Source organism: Luteimonas rhizosphaerae, from assembly GCF_002849595.1.
Lineage (GTDB): Bacteria > Pseudomonadota > Gammaproteobacteria > Xanthomonadales > Xanthomonadaceae > Luteimonas > Luteimonas cellulosilyticus.
The window spans coordinates 71,100-98,080 of record NZ_NRQR01000015.1 but is presented as its reverse complement, the minus strand read 5'-3'; the positions used below and the strand labels follow the sequence as shown (position 1 = coordinate 98,080).

General features: G+C 71.2%; 18 protein-coding genes and 1 pseudogene. 10 read left to right on the top strand and 9 right to left on the bottom strand.

Annotation, left to right across the window (positions count from 1 at the left end; genetic code table 11):
• Positions 1–14 precede the first annotated feature (14 nt).
• From glyQ to CJ022_RS07880, 4 genes are all read left to right on the top strand, one after another.
• Positions 15–923 (top strand): glycine--tRNA ligase subunit alpha, encoded by a 909-nt coding sequence (gene glyQ, locus CJ022_RS07895; protein WP_101926109.1) that lies wholly within the window; start codon positions 15–17, stop codon positions 921–923.
• A 165-nt stretch (positions 924–1,088) separates the two neighbouring features.
• Positions 1,089–3,206 carry a glycine--tRNA ligase subunit beta gene (gene glyS, locus CJ022_RS07890; protein WP_101926108.1) on the top strand — a complete coding sequence of 706 codons (2,118 nt, stop codon included), beginning with the start codon at positions 1,089–1,091 and terminating at the stop codon, positions 3,204–3,206.
• A gap of 71 nt (positions 3,207–3,277) precedes the next feature.
• Entirely contained in the window at positions 3,278–5,068 is a 1,791-nt protein-coding gene (locus CJ022_RS07885) for an autotransporter assembly complex protein TamA (protein ID WP_101926107.1), read from the top strand.
• A gap of 1 nt (position 5,069) precedes the next feature.
• Positions 5,070–9,014, top strand: coding sequence for a translocation/assembly module TamB domain-containing protein (locus tag CJ022_RS07880; protein ID WP_233198650.1), 3,945 nt, complete (start codon positions 5,070–5,072; stop codon positions 9,012–9,014).
• A gap of 455 nt (positions 9,015–9,469) precedes the next feature.
• On the opposite strand, the gene CJ022_RS07875 is transcribed toward CJ022_RS07880, so the two are convergent.
• Positions 9,470–10,825, bottom strand: coding sequence for a sialidase family protein (locus CJ022_RS07875; protein WP_101926106.1), 1,356 nt, complete (start codon positions 10,823–10,825; stop codon positions 9,470–9,472).
• Positions 10,826–10,869: 44 nt separating this feature from the next.
• On the opposite strand from CJ022_RS07875, the gene CJ022_RS07870 reads away from it, so the two are divergent.
• From CJ022_RS07870 to CJ022_RS07850, 5 genes are all read left to right on the top strand, one after another.
• Positions 10,870–11,241 carry a putative signal transducing protein gene (locus CJ022_RS07870; RefSeq protein ID WP_101926105.1) on the top strand — a complete coding sequence of 124 codons (372 nt, stop codon included), beginning with the start codon at positions 10,870–10,872 and terminating at the stop codon, positions 11,239–11,241.
• 361 nt (positions 11,242–11,602) lie between these two features.
• Positions 11,603–13,957 (top strand): Tex family protein, encoded by a 2,355-nt coding sequence (locus CJ022_RS07865; protein ID WP_101926104.1) that lies wholly within the window; start codon positions 11,603–11,605, stop codon positions 13,955–13,957.
• Between the two features lie 178 nt (positions 13,958–14,135).
• Complete coding sequence (locus tag CJ022_RS07860; protein ID WP_101926103.1) at positions 14,136–15,077, top strand: DegV family protein; 942 nt, start codon at positions 14,136–14,138, stop codon at positions 15,075–15,077.
• Positions 15,078–15,135: 58 nt separating this feature from the next.
• Positions 15,136–15,477 (top strand): hypothetical protein, encoded by a 342-nt coding sequence (locus tag CJ022_RS07855; protein ID WP_101926102.1) that lies wholly within the window; start codon positions 15,136–15,138, stop codon positions 15,475–15,477.
• A gap of 4 nt (positions 15,478–15,481) precedes the next feature.
• Positions 15,482–16,159 (top strand): Dph6-related ATP pyrophosphatase, encoded by a 678-nt coding sequence (locus CJ022_RS07850; protein WP_233198649.1) that lies wholly within the window; start codon positions 15,482–15,484, stop codon positions 16,157–16,159.
• A 7-nt stretch (positions 16,160–16,166) separates the two neighbouring features.
• On the opposite strand, the gene CJ022_RS07845 is transcribed toward CJ022_RS07850, so the two are convergent.
• From CJ022_RS07845 to frmR, 5 genes and pseudogenes are all read right to left on the bottom strand, one after another.
• Positions 16,167–17,210: a L,D-transpeptidase gene (locus CJ022_RS07845; RefSeq protein ID WP_101926100.1), complete on the bottom strand. Its 1,044-nt coding sequence runs from the start codon at positions 17,208–17,210 to the stop codon at positions 16,167–16,169.
• A 170-nt stretch (positions 17,211–17,380) separates the two neighbouring features.
• Positions 17,381–18,217 (bottom strand): S-formylglutathione hydrolase, encoded by an 837-nt coding sequence (gene fghA / locus CJ022_RS07840; RefSeq protein WP_101926099.1) that lies wholly within the window; start codon positions 18,215–18,217, stop codon positions 17,381–17,383.
• A gap of 1 nt (position 18,218) precedes the next feature.
• Positions 18,219–18,551, bottom strand: a complete 333-nt coding sequence (locus CJ022_RS07835; RefSeq protein ID WP_101926098.1) for a DUF3658 domain-containing protein — start codon at positions 18,549–18,551, stop codon at positions 18,219–18,221.
• Position 18,552: 1 nt separating this feature from the next.
• Positions 18,553–19,636, bottom strand: a pseudogene (locus tag CJ022_RS07830) (S-(hydroxymethyl)glutathione dehydrogenase/class III alcohol dehydrogenase).
• Between the two features lie 49 nt (positions 19,637–19,685).
• Positions 19,686–19,961, bottom strand: a complete 276-nt coding sequence (gene frmR / locus CJ022_RS07825; protein ID WP_101926097.1) for a formaldehyde-responsive transcriptional repressor FrmR — start codon at positions 19,959–19,961, stop codon at positions 19,686–19,688.
• A gap of 304 nt (positions 19,962–20,265) precedes the next feature.
• On the opposite strand from frmR, the gene CJ022_RS07820 reads away from it, so the two are divergent.
• On the top strand, positions 20,266–21,360 hold the full coding sequence (locus tag CJ022_RS07820; protein WP_233198648.1) for a metallophosphoesterase: 1,095 nt from the start codon (positions 20,266–20,268) through the stop codon (positions 21,358–21,360).
• Positions 21,361–21,682: 322 nt separating this feature from the next.
• Here CJ022_RS07820 and CJ022_RS07815 read toward each other — a convergent pair whose 3' ends face one another.
• From CJ022_RS07815 to ppc, 3 genes are all read right to left on the bottom strand, one after another.
• Positions 21,683–23,446 carry a sialidase family protein gene (locus CJ022_RS07815; protein ID WP_101926096.1) on the bottom strand — a complete coding sequence of 588 codons (1,764 nt, stop codon included), beginning with the start codon at positions 23,444–23,446 and terminating at the stop codon, positions 21,683–21,685.
• 115 nt (positions 23,447–23,561) lie between these two features.
• Positions 23,562–24,194 (bottom strand): glutathione S-transferase family protein, encoded by a 633-nt coding sequence (locus CJ022_RS07810; protein ID WP_101926095.1) that lies wholly within the window; start codon positions 24,192–24,194, stop codon positions 23,562–23,564.
• Between the two features lie 68 nt (positions 24,195–24,262).
• The gene (gene ppc / locus CJ022_RS07805) at positions 24,263–26,980 is read right to left on the bottom strand and encodes a phosphoenolpyruvate carboxylase (RefSeq protein ID WP_101926094.1); all 2,718 of its coding nucleotides are present in this window, start codon (positions 26,978–26,980) and stop codon (positions 24,263–24,265) included.
• Between the last annotated feature and the right edge of the window lies 1 nt (position 26,981).

Below are 26,981 nucleotides of genomic sequence, written 5' to 3'. Positions count from 1 at the left end.
GACGCCATTCTCCGATGACCGGACCGACGTTCCAGCAGCTCATCCAGACCCTCAACGCCTACTGGGCGACGCAGGGCTGCGTGCTGATCCAGCCGCTGGACCTCGAGGTCGGCGCGGGCACCTTCCACCCGGCGACCTTCCTGCGCGCGCTCGGCCCGGAGCCGTGGAACGCGGCCTACGTGCAGCCCTGCCGCCGCCCGACCGACGGCCGCTACGGCGACAACCCCAACCGCCTGCAGCGCTACTACCAGTACCAGGTGGCGATGAAGCCGAATCCGGACAACATCGTCGAACTGTATTTCGACTCGTTGAAGGAGCTGGGCATCGATCCGCAGGTGCACGACCTGCGCCTGGTCGAGGACAACTGGGAATCGCCGACGCTCGGCGCCTGGGGCCTGGGCTGGGAAGTCTGGCTCAACGGCATGGAGGTCACGCAGTTCACGTACTTCCAGCAGGCCGGCGGCCTGGAGTGCAAGCCGGTGCTCGGCGAGATCACCTACGGTCTCGAACGCCTGTGCATGTACCTGCAGAACGTCGACAACGTGTTCGACATCGTCTGGACCCACGGCCCCGACGGCGCGCCGGTGACCTACCGCGACGTCTACCACCAGAACGAAGTCGAGCAGAGCACCTACAACTTCGAACACGCCGACGTCGCCGAGCTGTTCCACCGCTTCGACGCCTGCGAGGCCGAGGCCATGAAGCTGGTCGAGCTGGGCCTGCCGCTGCCGGCCTACGAGCAGGTGATGAAGGCCAGCCACAGCTTCAATATGCTCGACGCGCGCCGCGCGATCAGCGTGACCGAGCGCCAGCGCTACATCCTGCGCGTGCGCACGCTGGCCCAGGCGGTCGCCAAGGCGTATCACGCGCAGCGCGAGGCGTTGGGGTTTCCTGGGTTGAAGCGCACGGCGGACGCCGCTTGAGCGTCACGCTGCACTGATCGATCCTTTCTCCCGCGCGCGGGACACCGGTCCCCTTCTTGGGAGAAGGTCCCCGAAGGGCGGATGAGGGCAGCTCAGAAGCGCCTCACCCCACCCTCTCTCCCGCACGCGGGCGAGGGGCTTCACCACAGAATCCAGGTTGTCGCCATGACTGACATGCATCCCCTGCTCATCGAACTCGGCACCGAAGAACTGCCGGTCAAAGCCCTGCCCGGCCTGGCGCAGGCGTTGTTCGACGGCGTTCTCGCCGCACTCGCGAAGCGCGGCGTCTCGGTCGAGCGTGGCGATGCGGCGCCGCTGTACACGCCGCGGCGTCTGGCCGTGCTGTTGCCGGGCGTCGCCGCCGAACAGCCCGAGCAGCGTTCGGAAGTGCTGGGGCCGTATCTCAACATCGCGCTCGATGCCGACGGCCAGCCGACCAAGGCGCTGCAGGGTTTCGCGGCGAAGGCCGGGATCGAGTGGACCGCGCTGGAGAAGACCAGCGACGCCAAGGGCGAACGTTTCGTACACCGCGCGGTGACGCCGGGCGCGTCGACTGCCGCGCTGCTGCCGGACGTGCTGCTCGAGGCGATCGCGGCGATGCCGATTCCCAAACCGATGCGCTGGGGCGCGCACAGCTACGCGTTCGCGCGGCCCGTGCATTGGCTGGTGCTGCTGCATGGCGAGGCGATCGTCGAAGCCGAAGTCTTCGGCGTGCGCAGCGGTCGCAGCAGTCGCGGCCATCGCTTCATGCACGACGCGGCGGTCGACATCGCGTCGCCGGGCGCCTACGTCGCCGCGTTGCGCGAGGCCCATGTGCTGGTCGATGCCGATGCGCGCCGCGCCCAGATCGTGCGCGAGGTCGAGACCGCGGCGCGCGCCGCCGGCGGCGATGCGCGCATCGAGGCCGACAACCTGGAGCAGGTGAATTGCCTGGTCGAATGGCCCAGCGCGATCACCTGCGCGTTCGAGCCGGAGTTCCTGGCCGTGCCGCAGGAAGCGCTGATCGCGACGATGGAAGCGAACCAGAAGTTCTTCCCGGTGCTGCGCGACGGCCGCCTGACCGAGCACTTCATCGCGATCGCCAACATCGTGTCGAAGGATCCGGCCGAGGTCGCCAAGGGCTACGAGCGCGTGATCCGTCCGCGCTTCGCCGATGCGAAGTTCTTCTTCGACGAAGACCTCAAGCAGGGCCTGTCGGCGATGAACGACGGGCTGAAGACCGTCACCTACCAGGCCAGGCTGGGCAGCGTCGCCGACAAGGCCGCGCGTGTGGCCGCGCTGGCGGAAATCATCGCACCAGAGATCGGCGTCGACGCCGCGCTCGCGCGCCGCGCCGCCTTGCTGTCGAAGGCCGATCTGCAGTCGCGCATGGTCAACGAGTTCCCCGAGCTGCAGGGCATCGCCGGCCGTTATTACGCCAAGCGGGACGCCGCGCTCGCTGATCTCGGCGACGACGATCGCGCCTCACTTGCAAATGCGCTCGACGAAGCCTGGCAGCCGCGCTTCGCCGGCGACGACATCGCGCTGTCGCCGCTGGGCAAGACCTTGGCGATCGCCGAACGACTCGACACCCTGGCCGGCGGATTCGCCGCGGGCCTGAAGCCGACCGGCAACAAGGATCCGTTCGCGCTGCGGCGCAATGCGCTGGGCCTGGCGCGGACGCTGATCGAGAGCGGGTTCGATCTCGACCTGCACGCCCTGCTGCGCAACGCGATCGAACGCGTCGGCCCACTGCCGACCGGCAAGGATGGCGCGACTGCGCTCGCCGATGCCGGCGAGCTCTACGACTTCATCCTCGATCGTCTGAAGGGCTACTACGCCGACAGGGGCGTGACCGTGCCGCAGTTCAACGCCGTCGCCGAGCGCCGGCCCGCGTCGCTGTACGACTTCGACCGCCGCGTCGATGCCATCGGCACGTTCGCCGCGTTGCCGGAAGCGGCCGCCCTGGCAGCGGCGAACAAGCGCATCCAGAACATCCTGCGCAAGGTCGACGGGCCGATCCCGGACCAGGTCGACCCGGCGCTGCTGCGCGAACCCGCCGAAGCCGCGCTAGCCGAGTCGGTCGAAGCGGTGCACGCGGAAACCGCACATGCGCTGGCGCACGGCGACTACGTGTCGGTGCTGACGCACCTGGCGCGACTGCGGCCGCAGGTCGATGCGTTCTTCGATGGCGTCATGGTCAATGCCGACGACGCGGCGCTGCGCGGCAACCGCCTCGCGCTGCTGCAGCGGCTGTCGGAGCGGCTGGGCGCGGTCGCGGCGATCGAACATCTGTCGAGCTGATGCGGCGCACCGCCGCGGAACCGCCACGTCGCGTTAAGCCCGCTTTGACATCGCGCCGGTATGCTGCGCCGATGCGTCGCCTCCCTTCGATCCTCGCTGCCGTCGTGCTGCTCCTGTCCGCGACGGCCGTCGAGGCCGCGCGCGTGGAGCGCGTCGACATCGTGGGCCTCGACGAGCCGATGACCGAGAACGTCGAGGTCTCGCTGTCGGTCATCAATTCGGTCGGCAAGGAAGTCTCCGGGCGGCGGCTGGCGTATCTGATCCGCGAGGTCGACGACCAGACGCGCGAGGCGCTCGAACCGTTCGGCTATTACTCGCCGACGATCGACGTGCAGCGCAGCAACGAGAACGGCGGCGTCGTGGTCCGGGTCGTCGTCGATGCGGGCCAGCCGGTGCGGGTGCGCAACCGCGACATCGCGATCCTCGGCGAAGGCGGCCAGGACCGGTACCTGGCGCGCGATCTGGCCGGGTTCGTCCCCGACGAAGGGTCGGTGTTCAACCATGCCGAGTACGACGGCAGCCGCAACCGCATCACCCGCCGGCTCGCCGAGCGCGGCTATTTCGACACCGAGTTCACGTCGCGCCGGGTCGAGGTGACACGCGCGGACTTCGCCGCCGACATCGACCTGGTCTGGAACAGCGGCGACCGCTTCAACATGGGCGCGACCACGTTCGAGCAGACGCCCGAACAGGTCGTCAACGACAGCCTGCTGGAACGGCTGATCTACTGGGACGAAGGCAGCTACTACCACCAGGGCCGCCTGGACCGCCTGCGCACGTCGCTGACCCGGCTCGACTACTTCGCCAACATCGACATCTCGCCGCAGGTCGACGAGGCCAATGCGAACCGCGAAGTCCCGATCCAGGTCACGCTGACCCCGGCCAAACGCAGCATCTACACCTCGGGCGTCAGCTACGGCACCGACAGCGGCGCGGGTATCCGCCTCGGCGTCGAGCGCCGCTACGTCAACATGCGTGGGCACAAGGCGCTGGCGCAGCTCGATTACGCGCAGAAGCGCAAGACGCTGACGGTGCAGTACCGCATTCCGGCATTCGCCTGGCTCGACGGCTGGTACACGGCCAGCCTGCAGGCGGCGGACGAGCAGACCGACTACATCGATTCGCGCCGCATCGAGTTCGTCGCCAGCCGCAGCGGCCAGTACAACCCCTTCCTCAATCTCGTCGCGTCGATGCACGTGCTGCGCGAGCGCTGGCTGTTCCGCGTCGCCGACGATGGCGAGGGCGCGCTCGCCGCGCAGCCCTACCGCTATGCAACGTTCGCCTATCCGTCGGTGCGCGCCGAATACGTCGACGTCGACGACCGCATCTTCCCGCGCGCCGGCATCGGCGGATCGCTGATGCTGCGCGGCGGCGTCGAGGGTGTCGGCTCGGATGCCTCGTTCGGCCAGATCCACGCGCGCGCCAGCTGGTTCCGCGGCATCGGCGAATCGAACCGCCTGATCGTCCGCGGCGAGATCGGCCACACCTTCACCGACGAGCTGACCGACATGCCGCCGAGCCTGCGGTTCTACGCCGGCGGCGACCGCAGCATCCGCGGGTACGAATACCGCGAGGTCAGCCCGCGCATCGACACCGACTTCGGCCGCTATTCCGTCGGCGCGCAGAACCTGGTCACCGCCAGCGTCGAGTTCGAGCGCTATTTCACCGACACCATTGGCGCGGCGGTGTTCGTCGACAGCGGCGACGCCTTCGACGGCACCTCGCCCGACTGGCGCACCGGCGTCGGCATCGGCGCGCGTTACCGCTCGCCGGTCGGGCCGCTGAAACTCGACATCGCGCGCGGCCTCGACAATCCGGACTCCGGCTTCACGATCGGTCTGACGATCGGCGCGGAGTTCTGACGTGGCCTTCCGACGTCACCGCCTGCCCGCCGACCTGACGCCCGAGGAACGCGAAGCGCGGATCGCCGAACTCCGCGCGCGACGCCGCGCACGCGCGCGCAAGCTGGCGATCCGCAGCGGCATCGGCATCGTCACGCTGGCCGCGCTGGTGCTGGTGCTGGTGTGGTGGCTGCTGACGACCTTCGGCGGTCGCGATTTCCTGCTGACCCAGGTCGTCGCGCGGCTGCCCGCCGGCACCGAGCTGACCTGGGACCGCGCCGAAGGCCCGGCGTCCGGTCCGCTGACGCTGCACAACCTGCGCTACGTGCAGCGCGGCTGCCCCGACGTCGACGAGCAGCCGGTCGCCTACGGCAACTGCGACGAACCGACGGTGCTGACCTTCACCGCCGTGCGCGTGACCGTCGATCCGGCGGTGATGCCGCTGATCGGCCGGCGCCTGCGGCTCGACGTGCTCGACATCGACAATGCCGCGCTGTCGCTGCCGCCGCCGGTGGAAACGCCGTTCGAACTGCCGCGCTGGCCCGATTCGCTGCCGCGCATCGCGCTGCCGCTGTCGCTGCAGGCCGACACCATCCGCATCGACGGTTTCCGCGTCGAGCGCATGAATACCGCGCTGATCGACATCCGCACGCTGCGCGGCGGACTCGACGCCCAGCAGGGCGAATTGAATCTGGCCCACGTGATCGTCGACAGCGACCGCGGCCGCTTCGCCGCGAACGGCGTCTACGCGCCCGACGACGACTACCGCATGGATCTCACCGCGAGCGCGCTGCTGCCGGCGCCGCCCGGCCGCACGCGGCCGCGGATCGGCCTGGTCGCACGCGGTGATCTAGCCAGGCTCGATGTCGCCGTCATCGGTCACGTGCCGGAACCGTTGCGCGCGGTGGTCACGCTGCGCGGCCGCGAGAATCCGGGCTGGGCGCTGCGCGCGCACACCACCGCGCTCGATCCCGGCCTGCTGGCCGGCAGCGGCGAACCCGGCACGCCGATCGCGTTCGACCTGACCGCCGACGGCGTCGGTGGCGCGGCCGAGCTGCAGGGCCGCTTCGCCCTCGGCGATCCCGACGACGGCGGCCTTGCCGTGGTGCTGCAGCCGTCCAGGGTCCGGATCGAGGACCAGGTGCTCGCTGTCGAGCCGCTGGTGCTCGACGTCTTCGAGGGCCGCATCACGTTGCGTGGCAACGCCGACTTCACTGCGCCCGAGGACGTGCGCTTCAAGTTCGCGGTCAATGCGCGCGGGCTGGCATTCGGCGCGGATCCCGATGCCGACACGCCCACCCCGCCGATCACCGCCGACGCCGATCTGGGCTTCGCCGGCCGCAGCGCGGACTGGGCGGCGATCGGCAACGCGACCATCGTGCGCAACGCGCTGCAGGCGACGGTCGATTTCGACGGGCGCGGCGACACCGAACGCATGCGCCTGGAGACGGCGCGCGTGACGATGCCGACCGGCACGCTCGACGCGACCGGCGATGTGGGCTGGACACCCGGCCTGCACTGGGACATCGATGCGACGCTCGCGGGCTTCGATCCCGGCTACTTCGCGCCGGACTGGAACGGCGCGGTCAACGGCACGCTGGCGAGCACCGGCACGACCCGCGACGACGGCGGACTGGAACTCGCGGTCGACGCCAGCGATCTGGGCGGCACGCTGCGCGGACGCCGTCTCGACGGCCGCGCGACGTTCGCGATGCACGGCCCGGCGGCCGACGCCGGCGATGCCGGTCGCAGCGATTTCGACGCCGACGTCGCGCTGACGCTTGGCGGCAGCCGGGTCGACGCGACCGCAGTCTTCACCGATCGCCTCGACATCGACGCGACGCTGGCGCCGCTGCAGCTCGCCGATTTCGTGCCCGACACCAGCGGCACGCTGCGCGGCACCGTGCGCGTGACCGGGCCGCGCACCGCGCCCGACATCGCCGCCGACCTGACCGGCGCCGCGCTGCGCTACGGCGACTACGCCGCGGCCAGCGCGCGCATCCAGGGCAGGCTGCCATGGCGGCGCGACAGCGGCACGCTGGACGTCGTCGCGACGGGCGTCGAAGCCGGCGTCGCGCTGTCGCAGGTGCGCGTCTCGGCGCGCGGCGCGGTCGAGAAGCTGCAGCTCGAGGCCGACGCACGCGGCGACATCGGCACGCTGGCACTGACCGGCAATGCCGAGCGCCGCAACGGCAACTGGCAGGGCGCACTGGCCTCGCTGCGGCTCGCACCGACCACCGGCGCGAGCTGGGCGCTGCAGGGCCCGGCGCAGTTCCGCCAGATCGGCACACGCTACACGCTGACCGAGAGCTGCTTCGCCTCGAGCGGCGGCGGCTCGCTGTGCGCCAGCGCGGACTGGCCGCGCCGCGGCATCGCGCTCACCGGCACCGGTCTGCCGCTGTCGCTGGCGACGCCTTACCTGCCCGAACAGGACGGCGGGCGCCCGTTCCTGCTGCGCGGCGAGATCGCCCTGGACGGCAGCGCGCGTCCGGTCGGCAACGGCTTCGCCGGCAACGTGCGGATCAGTTCGCCCACCGGCGGCGTGCGCACCAGCGAGCGCGCGCGCAACGAAGTGCTGAACTACGCCGATCTGCTGTTCGAGGCCGAGTTCGATGCCACCCGCATCGACGCGACACTGTCGACGACGCTCAACGAGGCCGGTCGCATCCGCGCCGAGGTCCGCAACGGCTGGGACGCGTACGCGCCGCTGTCGGGTTCGCTGGTCGCCAACGTCGAGGACCTGACCTTCGTCGAGTTGTTCTCGCCCGACATCGTCGAGCCGACGGGCCGACTGACCGCCGACATCGCCATCGGCGGCACCCGCAGCGCGCCGACGATCGGCGGCCATGCGCGGCTGAACGATTTCGCCACCGAGCTGCCCTCGCTGGCGATCGCGCTCGAGAACGGCAACATCGATCTCGACGCGTTGCCCGACGGCACCGCGCGCATCGCCGGCAGCGTCCAGTCGGGCGGCGGCACGCTCGGCATCGACGGCTCGCTGGGCTGGCGCGGCGACGACACGCCGCTGGTGCTGACCATCCGCGGCGAGAACGTGCTGGTCGCCGACACCAGCGACCTGCGCGTGGTCGCCAGCCCCGACATCACCGTGCGCTACGCCGCGCTGGAACCGCTCAACGTCACCGGCACGGTCACCGTGCCCAGCGCGCTGATGGATCTCGAGCGGCTCAGCGAAGGCGTGTCGCCCTCGCCCGATGTCGTGGTGCTGGACCCGGTGGATCCGGACGTCTCGGCGGCGTCGCCGCTGGAACTCGACGTCACCCTGACGATGGGCGACGACGTGGTGCTGCGCGGCTTCGGCTTCGACGGCAAGCTCGGCGGCAACCTGCGCGTGCGCGCGCGTCCGGGCCGCGAGATGACCGGCAGCGGACGCCTGGAAGTCGGCGGCCGCTACAAGGCCTACGGCCAGGACCTGCGGGTGACCCGCGGCAACCTGGTGTTCTCCAACAGCCCGGTCTCGGATCCGCTGCTCGACGTGCGCGCCGAGCGCCGCATCGAATCGGAAGATGTGACCGCCGGCATCGACGTCACCGGACGCGCGACCGCGCCCGAGGTCAACGTCTGGACCAATCCGGCCAGCGATGATTCGCAGGCGCTGTCCTATCTCGTGCTGGGCCGCTCGGCGTCGAGCCTGACCAGCGCCGAGGGCGAGCAGATCGATGCCGCCTCGGCCGCGCTCAATGCCGGCGGCAACCTGCTCGCCGCGCAGCTCGGCAGCCGCATCGGTCTCGACGATGCCGGCATCAGCGACTCGCGTGCGCTCGGCGGCAGCGTGCTCGGTATCGGCAAGCAGCTGTCGCCACGCCTGTACGTCGGCTTCGGTGTCTCGCTGCTCGGCACCGGCCAGGTGCTGACGCTGAAGTACCTGCTGACGCGCGGCTTCGACGTCGAAGTGGAATCGAGCACGATCGAAAGCCGCGGTTCCTTGAACTGGCGGCGCGAGCGCTGAGCGCGAGCCGGATGCGACGCCGCTGACGCGCGTCCGATGGCCGGCGTCTGATCTGCGAACGGGTCGATCGACGTCCGGTGCCTGGACGGCGACGTTTGCAGCCTGGTCCCGACTGGCGCGACGACCGCCGGCGGTGACTGCAATCAGGTGACGTTCCAGTCGCGGCATGTCCGCTGCAAAGAGGCACGTCCGACAATCCAGCCGACAGCTTCAAGGCCGGGGCCGCTCCCACGCGCGTGTGGGCAGCTGCAGGGTCCGAGGCGTTGACGCGGTGCAGATGCTCCTTCAGCCGACGGATGCGCGGCGGCGGCCTTGGTCCGCGTCGCAGCAGGAGCGGCCTCGGCCGCGATGCCGTTTCGTCCGGGGCCAGGCATCGCCAGTCGCGCCATCGACCGGATCGGCCGGCGGGAGACCGCATCCTGCCCCGCGTTCCGCCCGAGCGGCTCCCGCGCCGCCTAGCGCTGCAGCTGCACGCCGCGCAGCTGCGGCGCGCCGTCGACGACGTCGGTCCAGACGATGTAGGCCTGGCCGGCGACGACCTGCAGCTGTGGAAACCCGGTGCCGCGCCCGCGCCCCTGCAGCGTGGCGATTTCCACGCGCTCGTATTCAGTCGCCAGATCGGCGCTGCGACGCGACAGCCACAGGGTCTGCGCCCCGCCTTCCTCGCGCAGCCACAGCGCCCAGGCCTGGTCGGCATCGAGCGCGACCGCGACCCGGCCGTGCACGGCGTCGCCGCTGTCGAGAACGACCGGCGCGGCGAAGACATCGCCGGCATCGTCGCTGCGGGCGAGCTTCACGACCGGCGTGTCGCCATCGACGGTGTACCAGCCGACGACGACGCCCTCGCCCTGCGCGGCGATGTCGGGGCCGTTGACCGGGCAGGCGGGCATCTTCCACTCGTCCGCATGCACGCGCGCCGGCGCGGTCCAGGCGCTGCCGTCGAAGCGCGTGGTCATGATGTCGCGGATCTCGTCCTCGGTGCGGCCGCGATAGACGACCACCGGACCGCGCGCCGTCACCGCGGCCGCGGTCTGGCAGCAGTCGCAAACGCTGGCATCGATCTCGTGGTCGGCCGTGCGGCGCAGGTTCGCGTCGAACACCGCGGCGCGCAGCGTCATCGGCTTGCCGCCATCGGCGTGGGCGGCGTGCGGGTCTTCGCCCGCGGCGGCGCCGTGTCCCTCGTGATCGGCGGCGGCGGTGTAGCGCCCATCGAGCCACGCGAGGCCCAGGCTGCCGTCGTTGCCCTGCGGCCACATCGACACGAAACCGTGCTCGGTCCTGGTGCCGTCGTCGTGCGGCACCACCGGCGCGCCCCAGTTCGCGCCACCGTCGCGCGAGCGCACCAGGGCGATGTCGTAGGCGTAGGGCGCATCGCCGCTCTTCTGCAGCCAGTGCGCCCACAGCGCGCCGTCGGGCGTTGCGCGCATGTGCGGCGTGTCGGCCCAGTTGACGAACATGCGGTTGCCGATCGCGATCGTCGCCGGCGCGTTGCGCCAGCGCTGCTGCGCGGGATCGAAACGCGCGAACTGGAACACGTGGCGTCGGCCTTCGCGCGAATTGATCCAGCTCAGCAGCAGGCTGCCGTCGGGCGCGGTCGACAGATCCGGCGTCGCCGAGCCGGCCTCGACGGCCGGCAGCGCCCAGTCGACGCGCTGGCTGGGCGCGTCGGGCGCGAGCGCGGAGCGCGACGCGGGCGTCGTCGCAGCGGGATCGGCATCGCCGCCGCAGCCGGCCAGCAGCAGCGCGGCGCAGGCCGCGGCGACGAGGGAACGCAGGGGGCGGCGCGGAAAAATCGTGAAATGGCGTGTCATGGCGCGAAGGTTACCCTGTCGGCGGCTTCCGTCACGTAACCCGCATGACCGTCATCGTCGCCCGCTACGTCGATCCGATCGAGGCGCAGATCGCCGCCGGCCTGCTGCAGGCCGAGGGCATCGGCGTGCATCTGGGCGACCAGAACATGGCGCTGGCGAACTGGGAATGGCGGCTCGCGATCGGCGGCGTGAAGCTGCACGTGCGCGACGACCAGGCCGGACATGCGCGCGAGATCATCCGCCGGCTCGATGCCGGCGAGTTCAGCCTGCCGGCGGAGGCCATGGACGCGACGGAGGCACGCGATGCCGCCCCGGACGACGCACCGCCCCCGCGCGAAACCTGGTCGAGCCGGCTCGCGTGGGTAGCGCTGATCCTGTTCTCGATTCCGTTGCCGTGGCGGCGCAGGCGCAGGTAGACGCGCGAGCCCGGAGACGCCCGTCCGGCGTCGGCGCATCGGTATTCCCGCGGTGCGTTCGCGCTTCGGATCGGGGAATCGAGAATGCGCCATCGCGCGCGAGCGCGCTCCTGCAGGAACTCTGGCGCCGCATGTGGGCGCGCGCTGGCGCGCGACGCTGTGCCGGTCTTGTTGTCCAGTCGGCAGACAACGCGACGATCCGATCGTGCGCCAGTCGCTTGCTGCACGCGGACCGGAGCGCGACCGCCATGCGGGCACGCCCTGCGCATGCGGAATCACGGCATCTGTCAACGGGTACCGCTGCCCGGAGCCCGGGGCGACAATCCGTCCGCGGCATCCGGCCGCGACATGACTGGACACGATGCAACACGACGCCGCACTGGCCCGCAGGATCGCCGAGACCATCGCCGCCGAGATCGGTGCGCGCCCGCCACAGGCCATCGCCGCGATCGCGCTGCTCGACGAGGGCGCCAGCGTCCCCTTCATCGCGCGCTACCGCAAGGAAGTCACCGAAGGGCTCGACGACACCCAGCTGCGCAACCTCGAAGTGCGCCTGGCCTATCTGCGCGAGCTCGAGGACCGGCGCGCGGCGATCCTGTCGAGCATCGACGAGCAGGGCAAGCTGACGCCGGCGCTGCGGGCCGACATCGACGCCGCGGACAGCAAGGCGCGGCTGGAAGCTCTCTATCTGCCGTACACGCAGAAGCGCCGCACACGCGCGCAGATCGCCCGCGAGGCCGGCCTCGAGCCGCTGGCCGATTCGCTGCTGGCCGATCCCACCCAGGTGCCCGAGACCGTCGCCGCGACCTTCGTCGACGCGGACAAGGGCGTGGCCGACGCCAAGGCCGCGCTGGAAGGCGCGCGCGCGATTCTGATGGAGCGCTGGGGCGAGGACGCCGCCCTGCTCGGCGAACTGCGCGGCTGGCTGGAGGGCAACGGCGTGATCCGCGCCGCGGTCGTGCCCGGCAAGGAAGCCGCAGGCGAGAAATTCCGCGATTATTTCGATCACGCCGAATCGCTGGCGAAAATTCCCTCGCACCGCCTGCTGGCGCTGTTCCGTGGCCGCCGCGAGGAGTTCCTGACCCTGGAACTCGACCCCGGCACCGACGCCGAACAGGGCAACGCCTACGCCGAAGGCCGCATCGCACTGCATGCGGGCATCGCCGAGCAGGGCCGGCCCGCCGATGCCTGGCTGCGCAACGCCTGCCGCCTGACCTGGCGCGCGAAGCTGCACCTGCACCTGATGATCGACCTGTTCGCGCAGGCGCGCGAGAAGGCCGAAGCCGAGGCGATCACCGTGTTCGGCGACAACCTGAAAGACCTGCTGCTGGCCGCGCCCGCGGGCCCGAAAGCCGTGCTCGGCCTCGATCCCGGCATCCGCACCGGCTGCAAGATCGCGGTGGTCGACGCGACCGGCAAGCTGGTCGCGACCGACACGATCTATCCGCACGAGCCGCGCAAGCAGTGGGACCAGTCGGTGCACACGCTGCGCAAATTGTGCGCGGAGCACGGCGTGCAGCTGATCGCGATCGGCAACGGCACCGCGTCGCGCGAGACCGACCGCCTCGCCGCCGACGTCATCAAGTTGGCGCCGGAGCTCCAGCTGCAGAAGATCGTCGTCAGCGAAGCGGGCGCGTCGGTGTATTCGGCGTCGGAAACCGCGGCCAAGGAGTTCCCGAATCTCGACGTGTCGATCCGCGGCGCGGTGTCGATCGCGCGGCGCCTGCAGGATCCGCTGGCCGAGCTGGTCAAGATCGAACCCAAGGCGATCGGCGTCGGCCAGTACCAGCACGATGTCGACCAGTACCGGCTGGCGCGCGCGCTGGATGCGCGCGTCGAGGACTGCGTCAACGCGGTCGGCGTGCACGTCAACACCGCATCGAGCGCGCTGCTGGCGCGCGTGTCCGGTCTGTCGGCGGGCGTGGCCGAGAACATCGTCGTGCACCGCGACGCGAACGGCCCGTTCAAGCGCCGCAAGGATCTGCTGAAGGTCCCGCGCCTCGGCGACAAGACCTTCGAGCAGTGCGCGGGCTTCCTGCGCATCGCCGACGGCGACGAACCGCTCGACGCCTCGTCGGTGCATCCGGAAGCCTATCCGGTCGTCGAACGCATCGCCGGCGCCAGCGGCCGCGACGTCAGGCAGATCCTCGGCGACGGCAGCTTCGTCCGCGCGCTCAAGCCGGAACAGTTCACCGACGACAAGTTCGGCGTGCCGACGGTGCGCGACATCCTCAAGGAACTGGAAAAGCCGGGCCGCGATCCGCGCCCCGAATTCAAGGCCGCGCAGTTCGCCGACGGCGTCGAGGACATCAAGGACCTGCAGGTCGGGATGATCCTCGAAGGCGTAGTCAGCAACGTCGCCGCGTTCGGCGCGTTCGTCGACATCGGCGTGCACCAGGACGGCCTCGTGCACATCTCGGCGCTGTCGGACACCTTCGTCAAGGATCCGCGCGACGTGGTCAAGGCCGGCGACATCGTCAAGGTCAAGGTGCTGGAGGTCGACGTGCTGCGCAAACGCATCGCGCTGACGCGCCGGCTCGACGACGTGCCGGGCGAGAAGCCCGCACGCGACGCGCGCGGCGACGATCGCGGTGCCGCGCGCGGTCCCGGCAATGCGCGCGGCGCGCGGCCAACCGGTGGCGGCAAGCCCGCCACCGCAGCCCCGCCGGCCAACAACGCGCTGGCCGACGCCTTCGCCCGCGCGCGGGGCAGCTGACGGAGCCGGCGTCGGCTGCGGACTGCGTGACGGGCCGGTCGGTCTCCGGCCTGCGTCCCACCCGATCGGAGCACCGGGTCACAGATCGCGTGTAAAGTGCGCTCGCGGGTGTCGCACCCGCCTGCGGCGCGCCCTGACGTGCGCCGCGGGTCGCATCGAATGCCTCGGGAGGGCGCCCATGCGGATCGGAATCGTCGTCGACTCGGCCTGCGATCTGCCGCCGGACTGGCTGGAAGCGAACAACGTGGTGCTGCTGCCGGTCACGGTCCGCATCGGCGAGACGCAGTTCGTGGACCTGCGCGACGAACGCGCGACGCTCGACTTCGTCGACGCCCACGTCGCCGAGCGCGGGCACACGGCCGAGACCGCGGCCTTTCCGTCGGACAAGATCAAGGCGCTGTTCCTCGAGCGGCTGGTCATCGATTACGACTACGTGTTCTGCATCACGGTGACGCGCAACCGCAGCCAGATCCACGACAACGCGACGCATGCGAGCTTCGCGATCCTCAACGAATACAGGCCGATCCGCACCCAGGCCGGGCACACGACGCCGTTCGCGCTGCGCATCGTCGACACCCAGCAGGTGTTCGCCGGCCAGGGCCTGCTGCCGGTCGAAGCAGTGCGCCTGCGCGACGCCGGCGCGACCGCGCCCGAGATCCGCAGCCGTCTCGAATTCCTCGCCGAGCGCTCCTACGCCTACATGGTGCCGCGCGATCTCGGTTACCTGCGCGCGCGCATCAAGCATCGCGGCGACAAGAGCGTGAGCCTGCTGGCGGCGATGATCGGTGGCGCACTCGACATCAAGCCGATCCTGCACTGCCATCGCGGCGACACCGGGCCGGTCGGCAAGATCCGCGGCTTCGCACCGGCGGCCGAGAAGCTGCTGGGCTTCGTCGCCGAGCGCGTTCGCGCCGGCCTGCTGACGCCGACGCTGTGCCTGAGTTACGGCGGCGAACTCGACGAGCTGCGCCGCCTGCCGGGTTACGACGCGCTGGTGGCCGAGTGCGAGGCGCACAACGTGGAACGCTTCGAGACCGTGATGAGCCTGACCGGCATGGTGAACGTCGGCGCCGGCTCGCTGACGGTCGGCTTCGCGGCGCCGCCGCACGCGTTCTCATGACGGATTTCTAACGGCGCGGGTTGCTACGCTGCGGCCTCCACCGTTTTCAAGGCTGCGCATGAGCACCCGCTTCCTGATCCGATTGCCCGAACCCGAGCAGGCCCGTGGCGCGGGCGACTATGCGCTGCGGTCGCAGGGCGCCGACGGCATCGCCGCCGAAGTGCAGGCCGCGCTGCAGGGCGATGCGCTGTTCGCGCGCTGGCGCGACCGCCAGCCGGACCCCGACGAGGTCGATCCTGCGCTGGGCGTCACCGATCCCGCGGCCCAGGTCACCGGCGAGGACCGCGACCTGGGCGTGGACCTGGTCGTGACCACGTCGATCTCCAGCACCGTGCTCAAGCATCGCCTGCGCCTGCTCGCGGGCAATGCCTGGGAGCTGCGCGACGTCCGCGCCGGCTGAGGGGGTGCCGACGCCCGTCCTGCTGTCGTGGAGCGGCGGCAAGGACGCGGCCTGGGCGTTGCACGTGCTGCGCGCTCGTGACGACGTCGACGTCGTCGGTCTGTTCACGACGATCACGGCGGGCTACGAACGCATCTCGATGCAGGGCATCCGGGTCGACGTGCTGCACGCCCAGGCGCGTGCCGCCGGCCTGCCGGTGATCGAAGCGCGGATCGAACCGTCGACCGACAACGCCGGCTACGAAGCCGCCTTCGCGGATGCACTGGCGCGTGCGCGGGCGCGCTGGCCCGCGCTGTCGACGATCGCGTTCGGCGATCTGTTCCTCGCCGACATCCGCGCCTGGCGCGAGGCGCTGTGCGCGCGCCTGGGCTGGGACGCGCGGTTTCCTCTGTTCGACAGCGACACCGGCGCACTGGCCCGGACCATGCAGGCCGGCGGCCTGCGCGCGGACCTGTGCTGCGTCGACACCACCCAGCTCGATGCCGGGTTCGCAGGCCGCGCGTTCGACGCCGCGCTGCTGGATGCACTGCCCGCGGACGTCGATCCCTGCGGCGAGCGCGGCGAGTTCCACACCTGCGTGTCGGCCGGACCGATGTTCGCGCAGCCGCTGGACCTGGTCCGCGGCGAGACCGTGCTGCGCGAGTCGCGCTTCGCCTACACGGATTTCCGGCTGCGCGCCTGATACGCGATCAGCCGCCCGGCGGCAACGCGTCGAGCACGCGCTGGCTGCGGCCGGTGGTCTCGGGCATCACGTGGGCATCGGTGGCGACGAGCACGGTGCCCGGCCGCAGACGCGGCAGCAGCGCATCGACGAAGGCCGCCGGCACCCGCACGCCGGCGAGCAGCGCCGGATCGAGCGGCTGGCCGGCGTCGTCGTCGCGGCCCGGCACCGCGATCGCCTGCCATTGCGGCATGCGGCCGTCGGGCACGCCGTCGACGTGGACCGGCATCGCGCCGTCGCCCATCACATAGACGTGGGTGCCGCGCAGCGCGGTCGCGGGTGGCAGCGTGATGCGCGCGCGGCCGACTTCGCGGCCGTCCTCGAGCGCGATCAGGCGCTGGTCGCTGCGGCTGAGAACCAGCGAGACCGGACCGGTCGCGGCGGCGTCGCCGGTCCAGCGCCAGGGCTGGCCGTCATCGAGCGGCAGGACGGCCACCGTGGCACCGCTCGCCGGATCCACTGGCGACAGCAGGCCCGGATGCGCACTGGCCGCCGTGGCATGACCGCCCTGGGCGACGACGACCGTCATGCCCAGCGTGGTCGCCGAGAACAGGCGGCGCGCGAACTCGGTCGGCAGATGGACGCAGCCGTGGCTTTCCGGATAGCCCGGCAGGCCGCCCGCGTGCAGCGCGACGCCGTCCCAGGTCAGCCGCTCCTGGTAGGGCATCGCCGCGTTGTTGTACTTGCTGGAGTGGTGGTCGCGATCCTTCTGCAGGATCGTGAAAACGCCGGTCGGGGTTTCATGGCCGGGCTTGCCGCTGCTGACCGTGGAGACCGCGATCTGCAGGCCGTTGCGATAGACGTAGGCGCGCTGTTCGTCGAGGCTGACGACGACGACCATCGGGCCCAGCGCGGGGTCGTCACCGCCCCAGATCCAGTCGCCGGGACGCAGCTGCGTCGACGGCGTATCGACCGGACTGGAGCGCGCCGCGCCCCAGGTCGGCGTGGCCGCGACCGCGGGCAGGGTGAGCAGGCACAGACAGCACAGCAGCAGGATCCGTTGCAGCGTCATCGTCGCGACCTCGCATGGGCACGGCGCCGACGCTAGCACGCGGATCGACGCGATTCGATGCCGGTCGATCACGTCCAGCGCGCCATGCGTGCTGCGGCCACTGCGCCGCGTGCGCGAGCGTCGGCGGCCCCCGCGTGGAGGACGCGCGTGGCGTGGTCCGCCTGCCGTCCTCAGTCGCGCAGCGCGGCCGCGTGGTGGGCGATGTGCTCGCCGATGAAGCTCTGGATGAAGTAGTAGCTGTGGTCGTAGCCGGGCTGCAGGCGCAGCGTCAGCGGATGCCCGGCGGCGTCGCAGGCGGCCTGCAGCAACTGCGGCCGGAGCTGGCCGTCGAGGAACTCGTCGGCGTCGCCCTGGTCGACGAGCAGCGGCAGGCGTTCGGCCGCGTCCGCGACCAGCGCGGTCGCGTCGTACTGCCGCCACACTGCGCGGTCGTCGCCGAGATACGCGCCGAAGGCCTTCTCGCCCCACGGCACCTGGCTCGGCGCGACGATCGGCGAGAATGCCGACACGCTGCGGTAGCGGCCGGGATTCTTCAGCGCGATCACCAGCGCGCCGTGGCCGCCCATCGAATGCCCGCTGATCGCGCGCGCGCCGGTGACCGGCAGGTGCGCCTCGACCAGCGCCGGCAGCTCGTTCACGACATAGTCGTACATGCGGTAGTGCGCCGACCACGGCGACTCCGTCGCATCGACGTAGAACCCCGCGCCCTTGCCGAGATCGTAGCCGTCGGCATCGGCGACGGCGTCGCCACGCGGGCTGGTGTCCGGCGCGACCAGGATCACCCCGTGCTCGGCGGCGTAGCGCTGCGCGCCGGCCTTGGTGATGAAATTCTGCTCGGTGCAGCTCAGGCCCGACAGCCAGTACAGCACCGGCAGCTTCGCGGTCTCCGCCTGCGGCGGCAGATACACCGCGACACGCATCGTGCAGTCGAGGGTCGCGGACGCGTGCTCATAGACGTCCTGGCAGCCGCCGAAGCAGGCGCGGTGTTCGATGCGTTCGAGCGTCATGTCAGCGGCCCGCCTGCGGAAGACGGATCTCGAAGGTCTTCAGCACCGACGGATCGCCCTTGCCTTCGAGACGCGCGGCCTGCACCAGCGCGCGGATGCGCTCCGCGTACAGCACCTCCGGCAGTTCCTCGTGTTCATCCGGCGCAGCGATCATCACGCCCGACGCGATGAAGCCCGCCTTCTGCCAGCGGTCGTCGAGTGCCGAGAGGATGGCGCGGTCGATCTGTTCGAGATCGCCGTCGTCCAGGCGCGCGACCGCGTCGCGCTCCGCCTGTTCGAGCGTCATGTCTTCCATCGCACGGTCGAGTGCGGCCTTGTCGAGTGGGTGCGTCATGTCAGTAGTGGATCACCGAACGGATCGACTTGCCTTCATGCATCAGGTCGAAGGCCTCGTTGATCTGCTCCAGCCCCATGGTATGGGTGACGAAGGGCTCCAGATCGATACGGCCCGCCATCGCGTCCTCGACCATGCCCGGCAGCTGGGTGCGGCCCTTGACCCCGCCGAACGCGGAGCCGCGCCAGACGCGCCCGGTCACCAGCTGGAACGGCCGCGTGCTGATCTCCTGGCCGGCGCCGGCCACGCCGATGATGACGCTCTCGCCCCAGCCCTTGTGGCAGCACTCGAGCGCGGCGCGCATCACGTTGACGTTGCCGATGCACTCGAACGAGAAATCGACGCCGCCGTCGGTGAGTTCAACGATGACCTCCTGGATCGGCTTGTCGTGATCCTTCGGGTTGATGCAGTCGGTCGCGCCCATCGAGGTCGCGAGTTCGAACTTGCCCGCGTTCGTGTCGATCGCGAGGATCCGGCTGGCGCCGGCCTGCACTGCGCCCTGGATCACCGCGAGGCCGATGCCGCCGAGCCCGAACACCGCGACCGTGTCGCCGGCCTTGACCTTGGCGGTGTTGTGCACCGCGCCGATGCCGGTGGTGACGCCACAGCCGAGCAGGCAGACCTGTTCCGGGTTCGCCTCGGGGTTGATCTTCGCCAGCGAGATCTCGTTGACCACCGTGTATTCGCTGAAGGTGCTGCAGCCCATGTAGTGGTAGATCGGCTCGCCGTTGTAGGAGAAGCGCGTGGTGCCGTCCGGCATCAGGCCCTTGCCCTGGGTGGCGCGCACCTTCTGGCAGAGATTGGTCTTGCCCGACAGGCAGAACTTGCACTCTGGCGGGGTCGCCGGGCGCGAGCGAGGTCACGCCCTCGCCCACTTCGACGACGATGCCCGCGCCTTCGTGGCCCAGCACGCTCGGGAATATGCCTTCCGGATCGTCGCCCGACAGCGTGAACGCGTCGGTGTGGCAGACGCCGGTGTGGGTGATCTTCACCAGCACTTCGCCTTTCTGCGGCGAGGCGACGTCGATCTCGACGATCTTCAGGGGTTCGCCTGCGGCGAAGGCGACGGCGGCACGAGATTTCATGGACAGCTCCGTGAGGAAGGGGTGGCGCGGCGCGCAGGCACCGGGTGACTTATCGGAGATACGACCGGACCAGTGCGACGGTGTCGTCGATCCCGGTCTGGCGCGCGGCGGGCGTGGCGGCCGTCGGCCCCAGCGTTTCGCGCAGATGGCTCTCGAGCACGCCCGACATCAGTCCGTTGACCGCACCGCGCAGCGCCGCGAGTTGCTGCAGCACCGGCCCGCAGTCGGCGCCGCCTTCCAGCGCGCGCTCCAGCGCATCGAGCTGGCCGCGCATGCGACGCACACGGGCGATGACGCGCTTCTTTTCTTCGGGCGAATGCGGCATCGGTGTCGCCGTGTCGGATACTCTGGGGGAGTATAGCAGGCGAGGCGTGGTCTGCGTCGGGCGTTGTTGTCGCGACGCGGTCTCACGCGAGGTCCGCGCAGCGGCAAGCGCACTGCCGATGACGCGCGACCGTGGCCGCGATGCGATCGCCACGTGTGGCGGACTACCCTGTGCGGCGCGGTCGCCGACCGTCCCGCCCGATCCCGTTGCGCGCCCGCTGCACGCGAACGCGCCTCGCTGCCTGCCCGTTGCTTCCGAAGGACCGCCCCATGTTCCACCTGATCTTCGCGATCCCTGCCTCTACGTGCTGGCCCGGTTCCTGTGGCCGCTGCCGTGGGCGTGGCCGGCGAAACTCGGGGCGGCCCTGGTGCTGCTCACCGCGTCGCAGTACCACCTGTTCTGCCTGCTGTCGTCGGGCAGCGTGTTCTCACCCGAGTTCCCGCGGGCGCTGGTGATCGCGTTCAACTGGGCCTTCGGCGCGATCCTGCTGCTGGCGCTGCTGCAGCTCCTGGTCGACGTCGGCACGCTGCTGGCGATGCTGGCGCGACGCCGGCGGCTGCGGATTCCGCGCGCCGTGCGCCACGGCATCGCTGGCGCGGCGCTGGTGCTGGCGGCGATCGGCGTGCACCAGGCCATCCGCGTGCCACCGGTCCACGACGTCGAGATCGCCATCGCCGGCCTGCCGCCGCAGTTCGACGGCTACCGGGTGCTGCAGCTGACCGACCTGCACATCAGCCGGCTGTTCGAGCGGCCGTGGACGGCGGCCATGGTGCAGCGTGCGAACGCGCTGGACGCGGACCTCGTGGTGATCACCGGCGATCTGATCGACGGCGTGCTCGCCGACCGGCTCGACGATGTCGCGCCGCTGGGCGCGCTGCAGGCGCGCGACGGGGTCTACGTGGTCCCGGGCAACCACGAATACTTTTTCGGCTACCCGGTGTGGATGCGGCACTTCGCGGCGCTGGGCATGACGCCGCTGGTCAACGCCCATGCCGTCATCGCGCGCGACGATGCGGCGCTGGTGCTCGCCGGCGTGGCGGACGTCTCGGCGACCGGTGCCGGCTTCCCCGCGCCCGACGTCGCCGCGGCGCTCGCCGGAGCGCCGACCGGCGCGCCCGTGCTGCTGCTCGACCATCAACCGCGGAACGCCCGCGCCGCTGCCGCGCAAGGCGTCGCGCTGCAGCTGTCGGGACACACCCACGGCGGCCTGATCGTCGGGCTCGACCGGGTGTTCGCGCTGGCCAATGCGGGCTTCGTGTCGCGGCGGTACGCGGTCGACGGCATGCAGCTCTACGTCAACAACGGCACCGCGCTGTGGCCGGGCATGGCGCTGCGGCTCGGTAAGCCGTCGGAGCTCACCCGCATCACGCTGCGCCGCGCTCCGGACGCGCGCGGGTGATGCGGCACGCCGGGCGTGCGCGACGCGTGCGGGCGATCGCGTCAGGGTGTCACGAGGCGGCCGCATCGGGAGCGCGCGCCTGCTTCTGATGACAGCGGCCCGGAGCGCCGCATAGAAGCGGCGGACGACGACGCGGCCCCTTCAGCCCGCCGCGCTCCATCGCGGCAGCCTGTCAACCCCGGTTACGAACGACCGCCCTGGGCAGGCGCGCGCTCGCGAGCGCGCGCCTGCCCAGGGCGATGGAGGGCACCCGCGGTCCGGGCTTGGCGATGTCCCGCCTGGACGCGCAGCGACGGCGCCGGTCGCGACGCTCGAACCCCGATCAGCGGACCGCGGCTGCCGGCGCCACCTCGCCGTAGCGGTTCATGCCCGAGCCGCCATTGGAGCCCGCGTCGAACACGTAGCCGTAGACGGTCGTCCCGTCCGCGCGTCGGACCGCCTGCCCGCGCACCCACTGGGCGTCGACATCGTCCTGCTGCAGGACGGCGTCGCGCCATGACCCGTCCGGATCACTGGACGTGTGGAACAGGCTGCCGGATGCCGCATCGATGAAGAGCACGTGCGCCGCGCCATCGAGCGCGATGGCGTCGGCGCCGGTCTGGTCGGCGTCCACCGCGTTCTGCACGACGACGCGGTCGGTCACCACGCGCTCCTCGCCCAACGGCGCGCCCGCGACCGCGCGACGCGCGCGCAGGCGGCCATCGGCCGTGCGGTAGATCACCACCAGCGTGTCGTCTTCCGGCAGGTAGACCAGCGGCAATACCGAACCGACATCGCCACTGCCGCGCGCCAGTCGATCCGACACGCGCTGGCGCGCGCCGAGCGTGCCATCGGCGGCGACGGTCCGGTACCACGCCGTGCCGTCGTGGCCGGTGTAGGCCAGATGCACGACATCGTCGCGGCCGGTGACGGCCATCGGCCCCGACAGGCGCGGACCGCTGCCGGCATCGACGATGGCCTCCTCCCCCCAGGTGCCGTCCGCGCCGCGGATCCTGACGTGGAGACGGTCGGGGCCGCCGTACACGCCCACCAGGCTGCCGTCAGAACGGGCGGCCAGCGCGGCGACCTGGGTCGGCGGTTCCACGGGCGAGGCCAGCCGTTCGTCGCGGATCGCCCAGGTGTCGGGATGCGTCGGATGGTCGGACGTGCGGAACGCGTGATGCCACACGTCCTCGGAGGTCTGGTGGAGGATATGCACGGTGTCGCCGTCGAACGTCGCCGCGACGCCTTCGAGGTCGCCCGTCACCGGACGCCGGGCACCGTCCACCTCGCGCCAGGTGCGGCCCCCGTCGCTGGACTTGACCATCATCAGCACGTTGGTCGTTTCCGCCGGCTCGATCGTGAAATACAGGTCGCCGTTCGCCGCCTGCCACGGCCCGATCGGACCCGGTGTCTCGACGAAGGTGCCGCCGAGCAGGCCCGGCGGCACGGCCAGGGTGAGGCGCGGGCTGGCGACGCTGGCGCACGCGCCCGGGGTCCCGGCCATGCGGAGCTCGAACACGTCGCCCGTCTCGCTGGTCGCGGCCCCGTCGGAGAAGCGCCGGATCACCAGCGGCCATTCCCATTCGCCGTGGACCCGTCCGCCCTGCCACGTCGGCGTCGTCGCTTCGAGCACGAGGCCGGTCCCGGCCCGGAACGGCGCGGTGGCGCCGGCCAGCAGATCGGCGGTTGCCTCGCCCGGCGCGTACTCCCCGTTCGCCACCACGCTGATCGGCGGCGTCACGCCCAGGGGATACGGAAAGTCGGCCGCCGGCAGATCGGTCCAGGGCCCGTGGTTGCGGCGGTACTGGAGCCAGAAACGCCGCGCCTGCTCAGCGGCGTCCGCGGTTTCGAGTTCCACGCGAAGCCGGAACGGCCGGTCCGCCTCGAGCGTGACCGCCTCGTTCGTGCCACCGGCCCAGCCGTCCCCGGCGTTGAGCACGGCCTCGAAATCGGCGCGCACGCGGAACGCGGTCAGCGTGCACGTGGCGTCGCTGCGCTCGGATGCCGGCGCGGGCTGCCGCTGCGCCTGGCCGAGGGCAGGCAGGAGGCACAGGCCAACGATGGCCGGGAGGACGAGGGCGCGCGGACGACGGACACGATGCATCGGGTGACACCTGGGGTGCGAGGGCGACCCGCGACGATATGACACGCACGTTGCAGGCCGATGGCAGCGCCGCGACCCACGGCGCGCACCATCGCCCACGCCCGCCCCGACCAACTCAGGCGGACGCCGGCATCGCCGCATCGTCGAGCGCGTTCGCGCGCTGCCACGCGGGGCGCGCCTGCAGCCGCGCGACGTAATCGACGAAGGCCGGCCGCGCCGGCATCGACTTGAACATCTGGCCCCAGGCGATCTGGCTGCCGACGTAGACGTCGGCGGCGGTGAAACGCTCGCCGGTGAGCCAGGGTGCGGCGCCGGCCGCGGCCTGCTCGAGCACGTCGACGGTCTGCTCGAAGTTGCCGTAGCCGACCATCTGCGCCCGCTCCGCCGGCGCCAGCAGGCCCAGCGATTTGGCCGTGACGGCGGCTTCCACCGGGCCCGCGGCGAAGAACAGCCAGCGGTAGTACGCCGCGCGCGCCACCGGCTCGGCAGCAGGCAGCAGGCCGGCGTCGGGAAACGCGTCGGCGAGGTAGGCGCAGATCGCGGCGGCCTCGGTCACGACCGCGTCGCCATGGACCAGCGTCGGCACCTTGCCCATCGGGTTGATCGCGAGGAAGGCCGGCGACTTCATGCCGTCGCCGTAGTCCAGCACCTCGGTGCGGTAGGGCTGCCCGACTTCTTCGAGCATCCAGCGCGCGATGCGGCCGCGCGACATCGGGTTGGTGTAGAGAACGAGTTCGACGTCGGACATGGGGCGCACTCACGGGGACGAAGCCGCCAGTCTAGGCAGACGCGTCGCAGCCGGCGAGACGCGCCGCGTCAGCCCGTGTTCTGGATGCCGGCGGCGATGCCGTTGACCGTCGACACCAGCGCACGCAGCAGGCCGTCGTCCTCGCGGTTGCCGGCGCGCCAGCGCTGCAGCAGTTCGACCTGTAGCAGGCTGATCGGGTCGACATAGGGATTGCGCAGGCGGATCGACAGCTGCAGACGGTAGTCGTCGGCCAGCAGCACGTCCTGCTCCTTCAGCAGCAGGATCGCGTCGCGCGTGCGCAGGCACTCGTCGAGAATGCCGGGGAAGAAATCGGCATGCGCGTCGCCGGCCAGCTGGGAATACCGCTCGAAGATCGCGATGTCGGTCTTGGCCAGCAGCATCTCGACATCGTCGAGCGCCGCGCGGAAGAACGGCCAGTCGCGTGCCATCTCGGTCATCGCCTGCTGCCCGACCGTGCGGATGCCGTGCTGCAGCGCGGTGCCGAGACCGTACCAGCCGGTCAGGCCGGAGCGGTTCTGCGCCCACGCGAACACCCACGGGATCGCGCGCAGGTTGCCGATGCCGCCATCGCGCCGCCGCGACGGGCGCGAGCCGATCTGCAGGCGCTCGATGACGTCGATCGGCGTCGCGGCGCGGAAGTAGTCGGGAAAGTCGGCGCGCTCGTGCACCAGCGCGCGGTAGTGCGTGCGCGACACCTCGGCCAGCGTCGCGGCCAGATCGCGCCAGCCGTCCTCGCGCGGATCCGCGGGCCGCGGCCGCAGCGTCGCGCGGATCACCGCGGCCGTGGACTGTTCGAGATTGCGCAGCGCCAGCGCGCGGATGCCGTACTTGCGGTGGATGACCTCGCCCTGCTCGGTGACGCGCAGGCTGCCGTCGACCGAGCCGCGCGGCGCGGCGATCACCGCGCGCTCGGTCTTGCCGCCGCCGCGGCTGACCGAACCGCCGCGGCCGTGGAAGAACATGATGCGCACGCCGGCCTCGCGGGCCAGCGCGGTCAGCTCGACCTGGGTGCGCTGCAGCGCCCAGCGCGAGGCCAGCAGGCCGCCGTCCTTGGCGCTGTCGGAATAACCGAGCATCACCGTCTGCCGGTCGCCGCGCCCGGCGAGGTGGCGGCGATAGCGCGGGTCGTCGAACAGCTGGCGCATCACCGCGGGCGCGGCCTGCAGGTCGTCGACGGTTTCGAACAGCGGCGCGACATCGAGCGGCACTTCGCCGTCGACGGTGCAGTCGGCGATGCGCGCGAGCGCGAGCACCGCCAGCGCATCGGCCGCGCTGCGCGCCATGGAGATGATGTAGAGGCCGGTCGCCGAAGCGCCGTGGCTGCGGCGCAGGTCGACGACGGCGCGGAACACGCCGAGCGTCGAGGCGACCGTCTCGTGCGGCGCGGCGTCGCCGGTCTTCGGCGGCGCGTCGAGCATCGCGTGCAGGCGTTCGACGCGGGTCCCGACGTCGCGCGCGACCCAGTCGCTGCCGTCGATGCGGCCCAGCACCTCGTCGTGCACCGCCGAGTCCTGGCGCAGGTCGAGCGCGGCCAGATGGAAGCCGAACGTGCGCGCGCGCCACAGCAGACGATGCAGCGCGAACGCGCCCGCCTTGTCGCCGCGGTGCGCATGCAGGCTGGCGTCGATCAGTTCCAGATCGCCGACGAATTCCTCGGCGCCCGCATAGCCGGCGCGATGGTCGGCGTCGGTCGCCGCCAGCCGCGCCTGCATCAGGTCGAGCAGGCGCCGGTAGGGCATGTCGGCATGGCGCGGATTGAGCGCGGCCTCGGCGCCCGGCACGCGGCGCCGGTAGTCGTCGACGCGCGCGAGCACGGCGTCGTCGAAGCCGGCGCGATCCAGCGTCTGCGTCAGCACGTTGCCCAGGGCGCGCAGGTCCTGGCGGTACTGCGCCAGCGCCTGGCTGCGCTGCGCACCGAGCGCGGCGCGCATGGTGTCGGCGTTGACGTTGGGGTTGCCGTCCATGTCGCCGCCGACCCAGGTCCCGAAGCGCAGCAGCAGCGGCAGGTCGGGGCGGGTGCCGTAGACCTGCTCGATCGCATCGCCCAGCGCCTCGTAGAACACCGGCAGCACGCGGTACAGCACGTTCGACAGGTAATAGCCGACGTGCTCGACCTCGTCGCCGACGGTCGGCTTGCGTGCGGGCGCTTCCGAGGTCTGCCACGACGACGTCAGCGCCAGCACGATGCGCGCATCGTCGGCGCGGCGTTCGGTCGGCGTGCGTTCGCGGTCGATGTCGGCCATCAGCCGCTCGACGATCGTGCGCTCCTTCTCCAGCAGCACGCGCCGGACCGCTTCGGTCGGATGCGCGGTGAACACCGGCTCGATGTGCAGCCGGGCCAGGCAGCCCTCCAGTTCCTCGAGCGTCACGCCATCGTCCTGCAGCGCGCGGAACACCGCCTCCAGGCCGCCGGGCTGCGGCGCATCGCTGGCGCGCTGGTAGTCGCGCCGGCGACGGATGCGGTGCACGCGCTCGGCCAGGTTGATCGCGCCGAAGTACGCGGCGAAGGCGCGCACCAGGGCTTCGGCATCGTCGGTGGGAATCTGCGCCAGCGTGTCGGCGAGTGCGTCGACCGGCCGGCCGGCCTCGCGCCGTTCGATCGACGCGCGGCGCACGGTTTCCACTTCGTCGAGCAGCTGCTGCGAGCCCTGCTCGGCCAGCATCTGGCCCACCATCGCGCCGAGCCGGCGCACGTCGTCGCGCAGCAGCGCATCGGTCTGCGCGAAGCTGACTTCGCGCAAGGGTTCGTCATGTCGATCGGTCATC

Bases quoted from the DNA above. Each gene is read 5' to 3' on its own strand.
- CJ022_RS07875 (WP_101926106.1), bottom strand. From the start codon at position 10,825: ATGACACGCCATTTCACGATTTTTCCGCGCCGCCCCCTGCGTTCCCTC.
- CJ022_RS07855 (WP_101926102.1), top strand. From the start codon at position 15,136: ATGAGCACCCGCTTCCTGATCCGATTGCCCGAACCCGAGCAGGCCCGT.
- frmR (WP_101926097.1), bottom strand. From the start codon at position 19,961: ATGCCGCATTCGCCCGAAGAAAAGAAGCGCGTCATCGCCCGTGTGCGT.
- fghA (WP_101926099.1), bottom strand. From the start codon at position 18,217: ATGACGCTCGAACGCATCGAACACCGCGCCTGCTTCGGCGGCTGCCAG.
- CJ022_RS07845 (WP_101926100.1), bottom strand. From the start codon at position 17,210: ATGACGCTGCAACGGATCCTGCTGCTGTGCTGTCTGTGCCTGCTCACC.
- CJ022_RS07860 (WP_101926103.1), top strand. From the start codon at position 14,136: ATGCGGATCGGAATCGTCGTCGACTCGGCCTGCGATCTGCCGCCGGAC.
- CJ022_RS07870 (WP_101926105.1), top strand. From the start codon at position 10,870: ATGACCGTCATCGTCGCCCGCTACGTCGATCCGATCGAGGCGCAGATC.
- CJ022_RS07815 (WP_101926096.1), bottom strand. From the start codon at position 23,446: ATGCATCGTGTCCGTCGTCCGCGCGCCCTCGTCCTCCCGGCCATCGTT.
- CJ022_RS07885 (WP_101926107.1), top strand. From the start codon at position 3,278: ATGCGTCGCCTCCCTTCGATCCTCGCTGCCGTCGTGCTGCTCCTGTCC.
- CJ022_RS07835 (WP_101926098.1), bottom strand. From the start codon at position 18,551: ATGACGCACCCACTCGACAAGGCCGCACTCGACCGTGCGATGGAAGAC.
- glyQ (WP_101926109.1), top strand. From the start codon at position 15: ATGACCGGACCGACGTTCCAGCAGCTCATCCAGACCCTCAACGCCTAC.
- ppc (WP_101926094.1), bottom strand. From the start codon at position 26,980: ATGACCGATCGACATGACGAACCCTTGCGCGAAGTCAGCTTCGCGCAG.
- CJ022_RS07810 (WP_101926095.1), bottom strand. From the start codon at position 24,194: ATGTCCGACGTCGAACTCGTTCTCTACACCAACCCGATGTCGCGCGGC.
- CJ022_RS07865 (WP_101926104.1), top strand. From the start codon at position 11,603: ATGCAACACGACGCCGCACTGGCCCGCAGGATCGCCGAGACCATCGCC.
- glyS (WP_101926108.1), top strand. From the start codon at position 1,089: ATGACTGACATGCATCCCCTGCTCATCGAACTCGGCACCGAAGAACTG.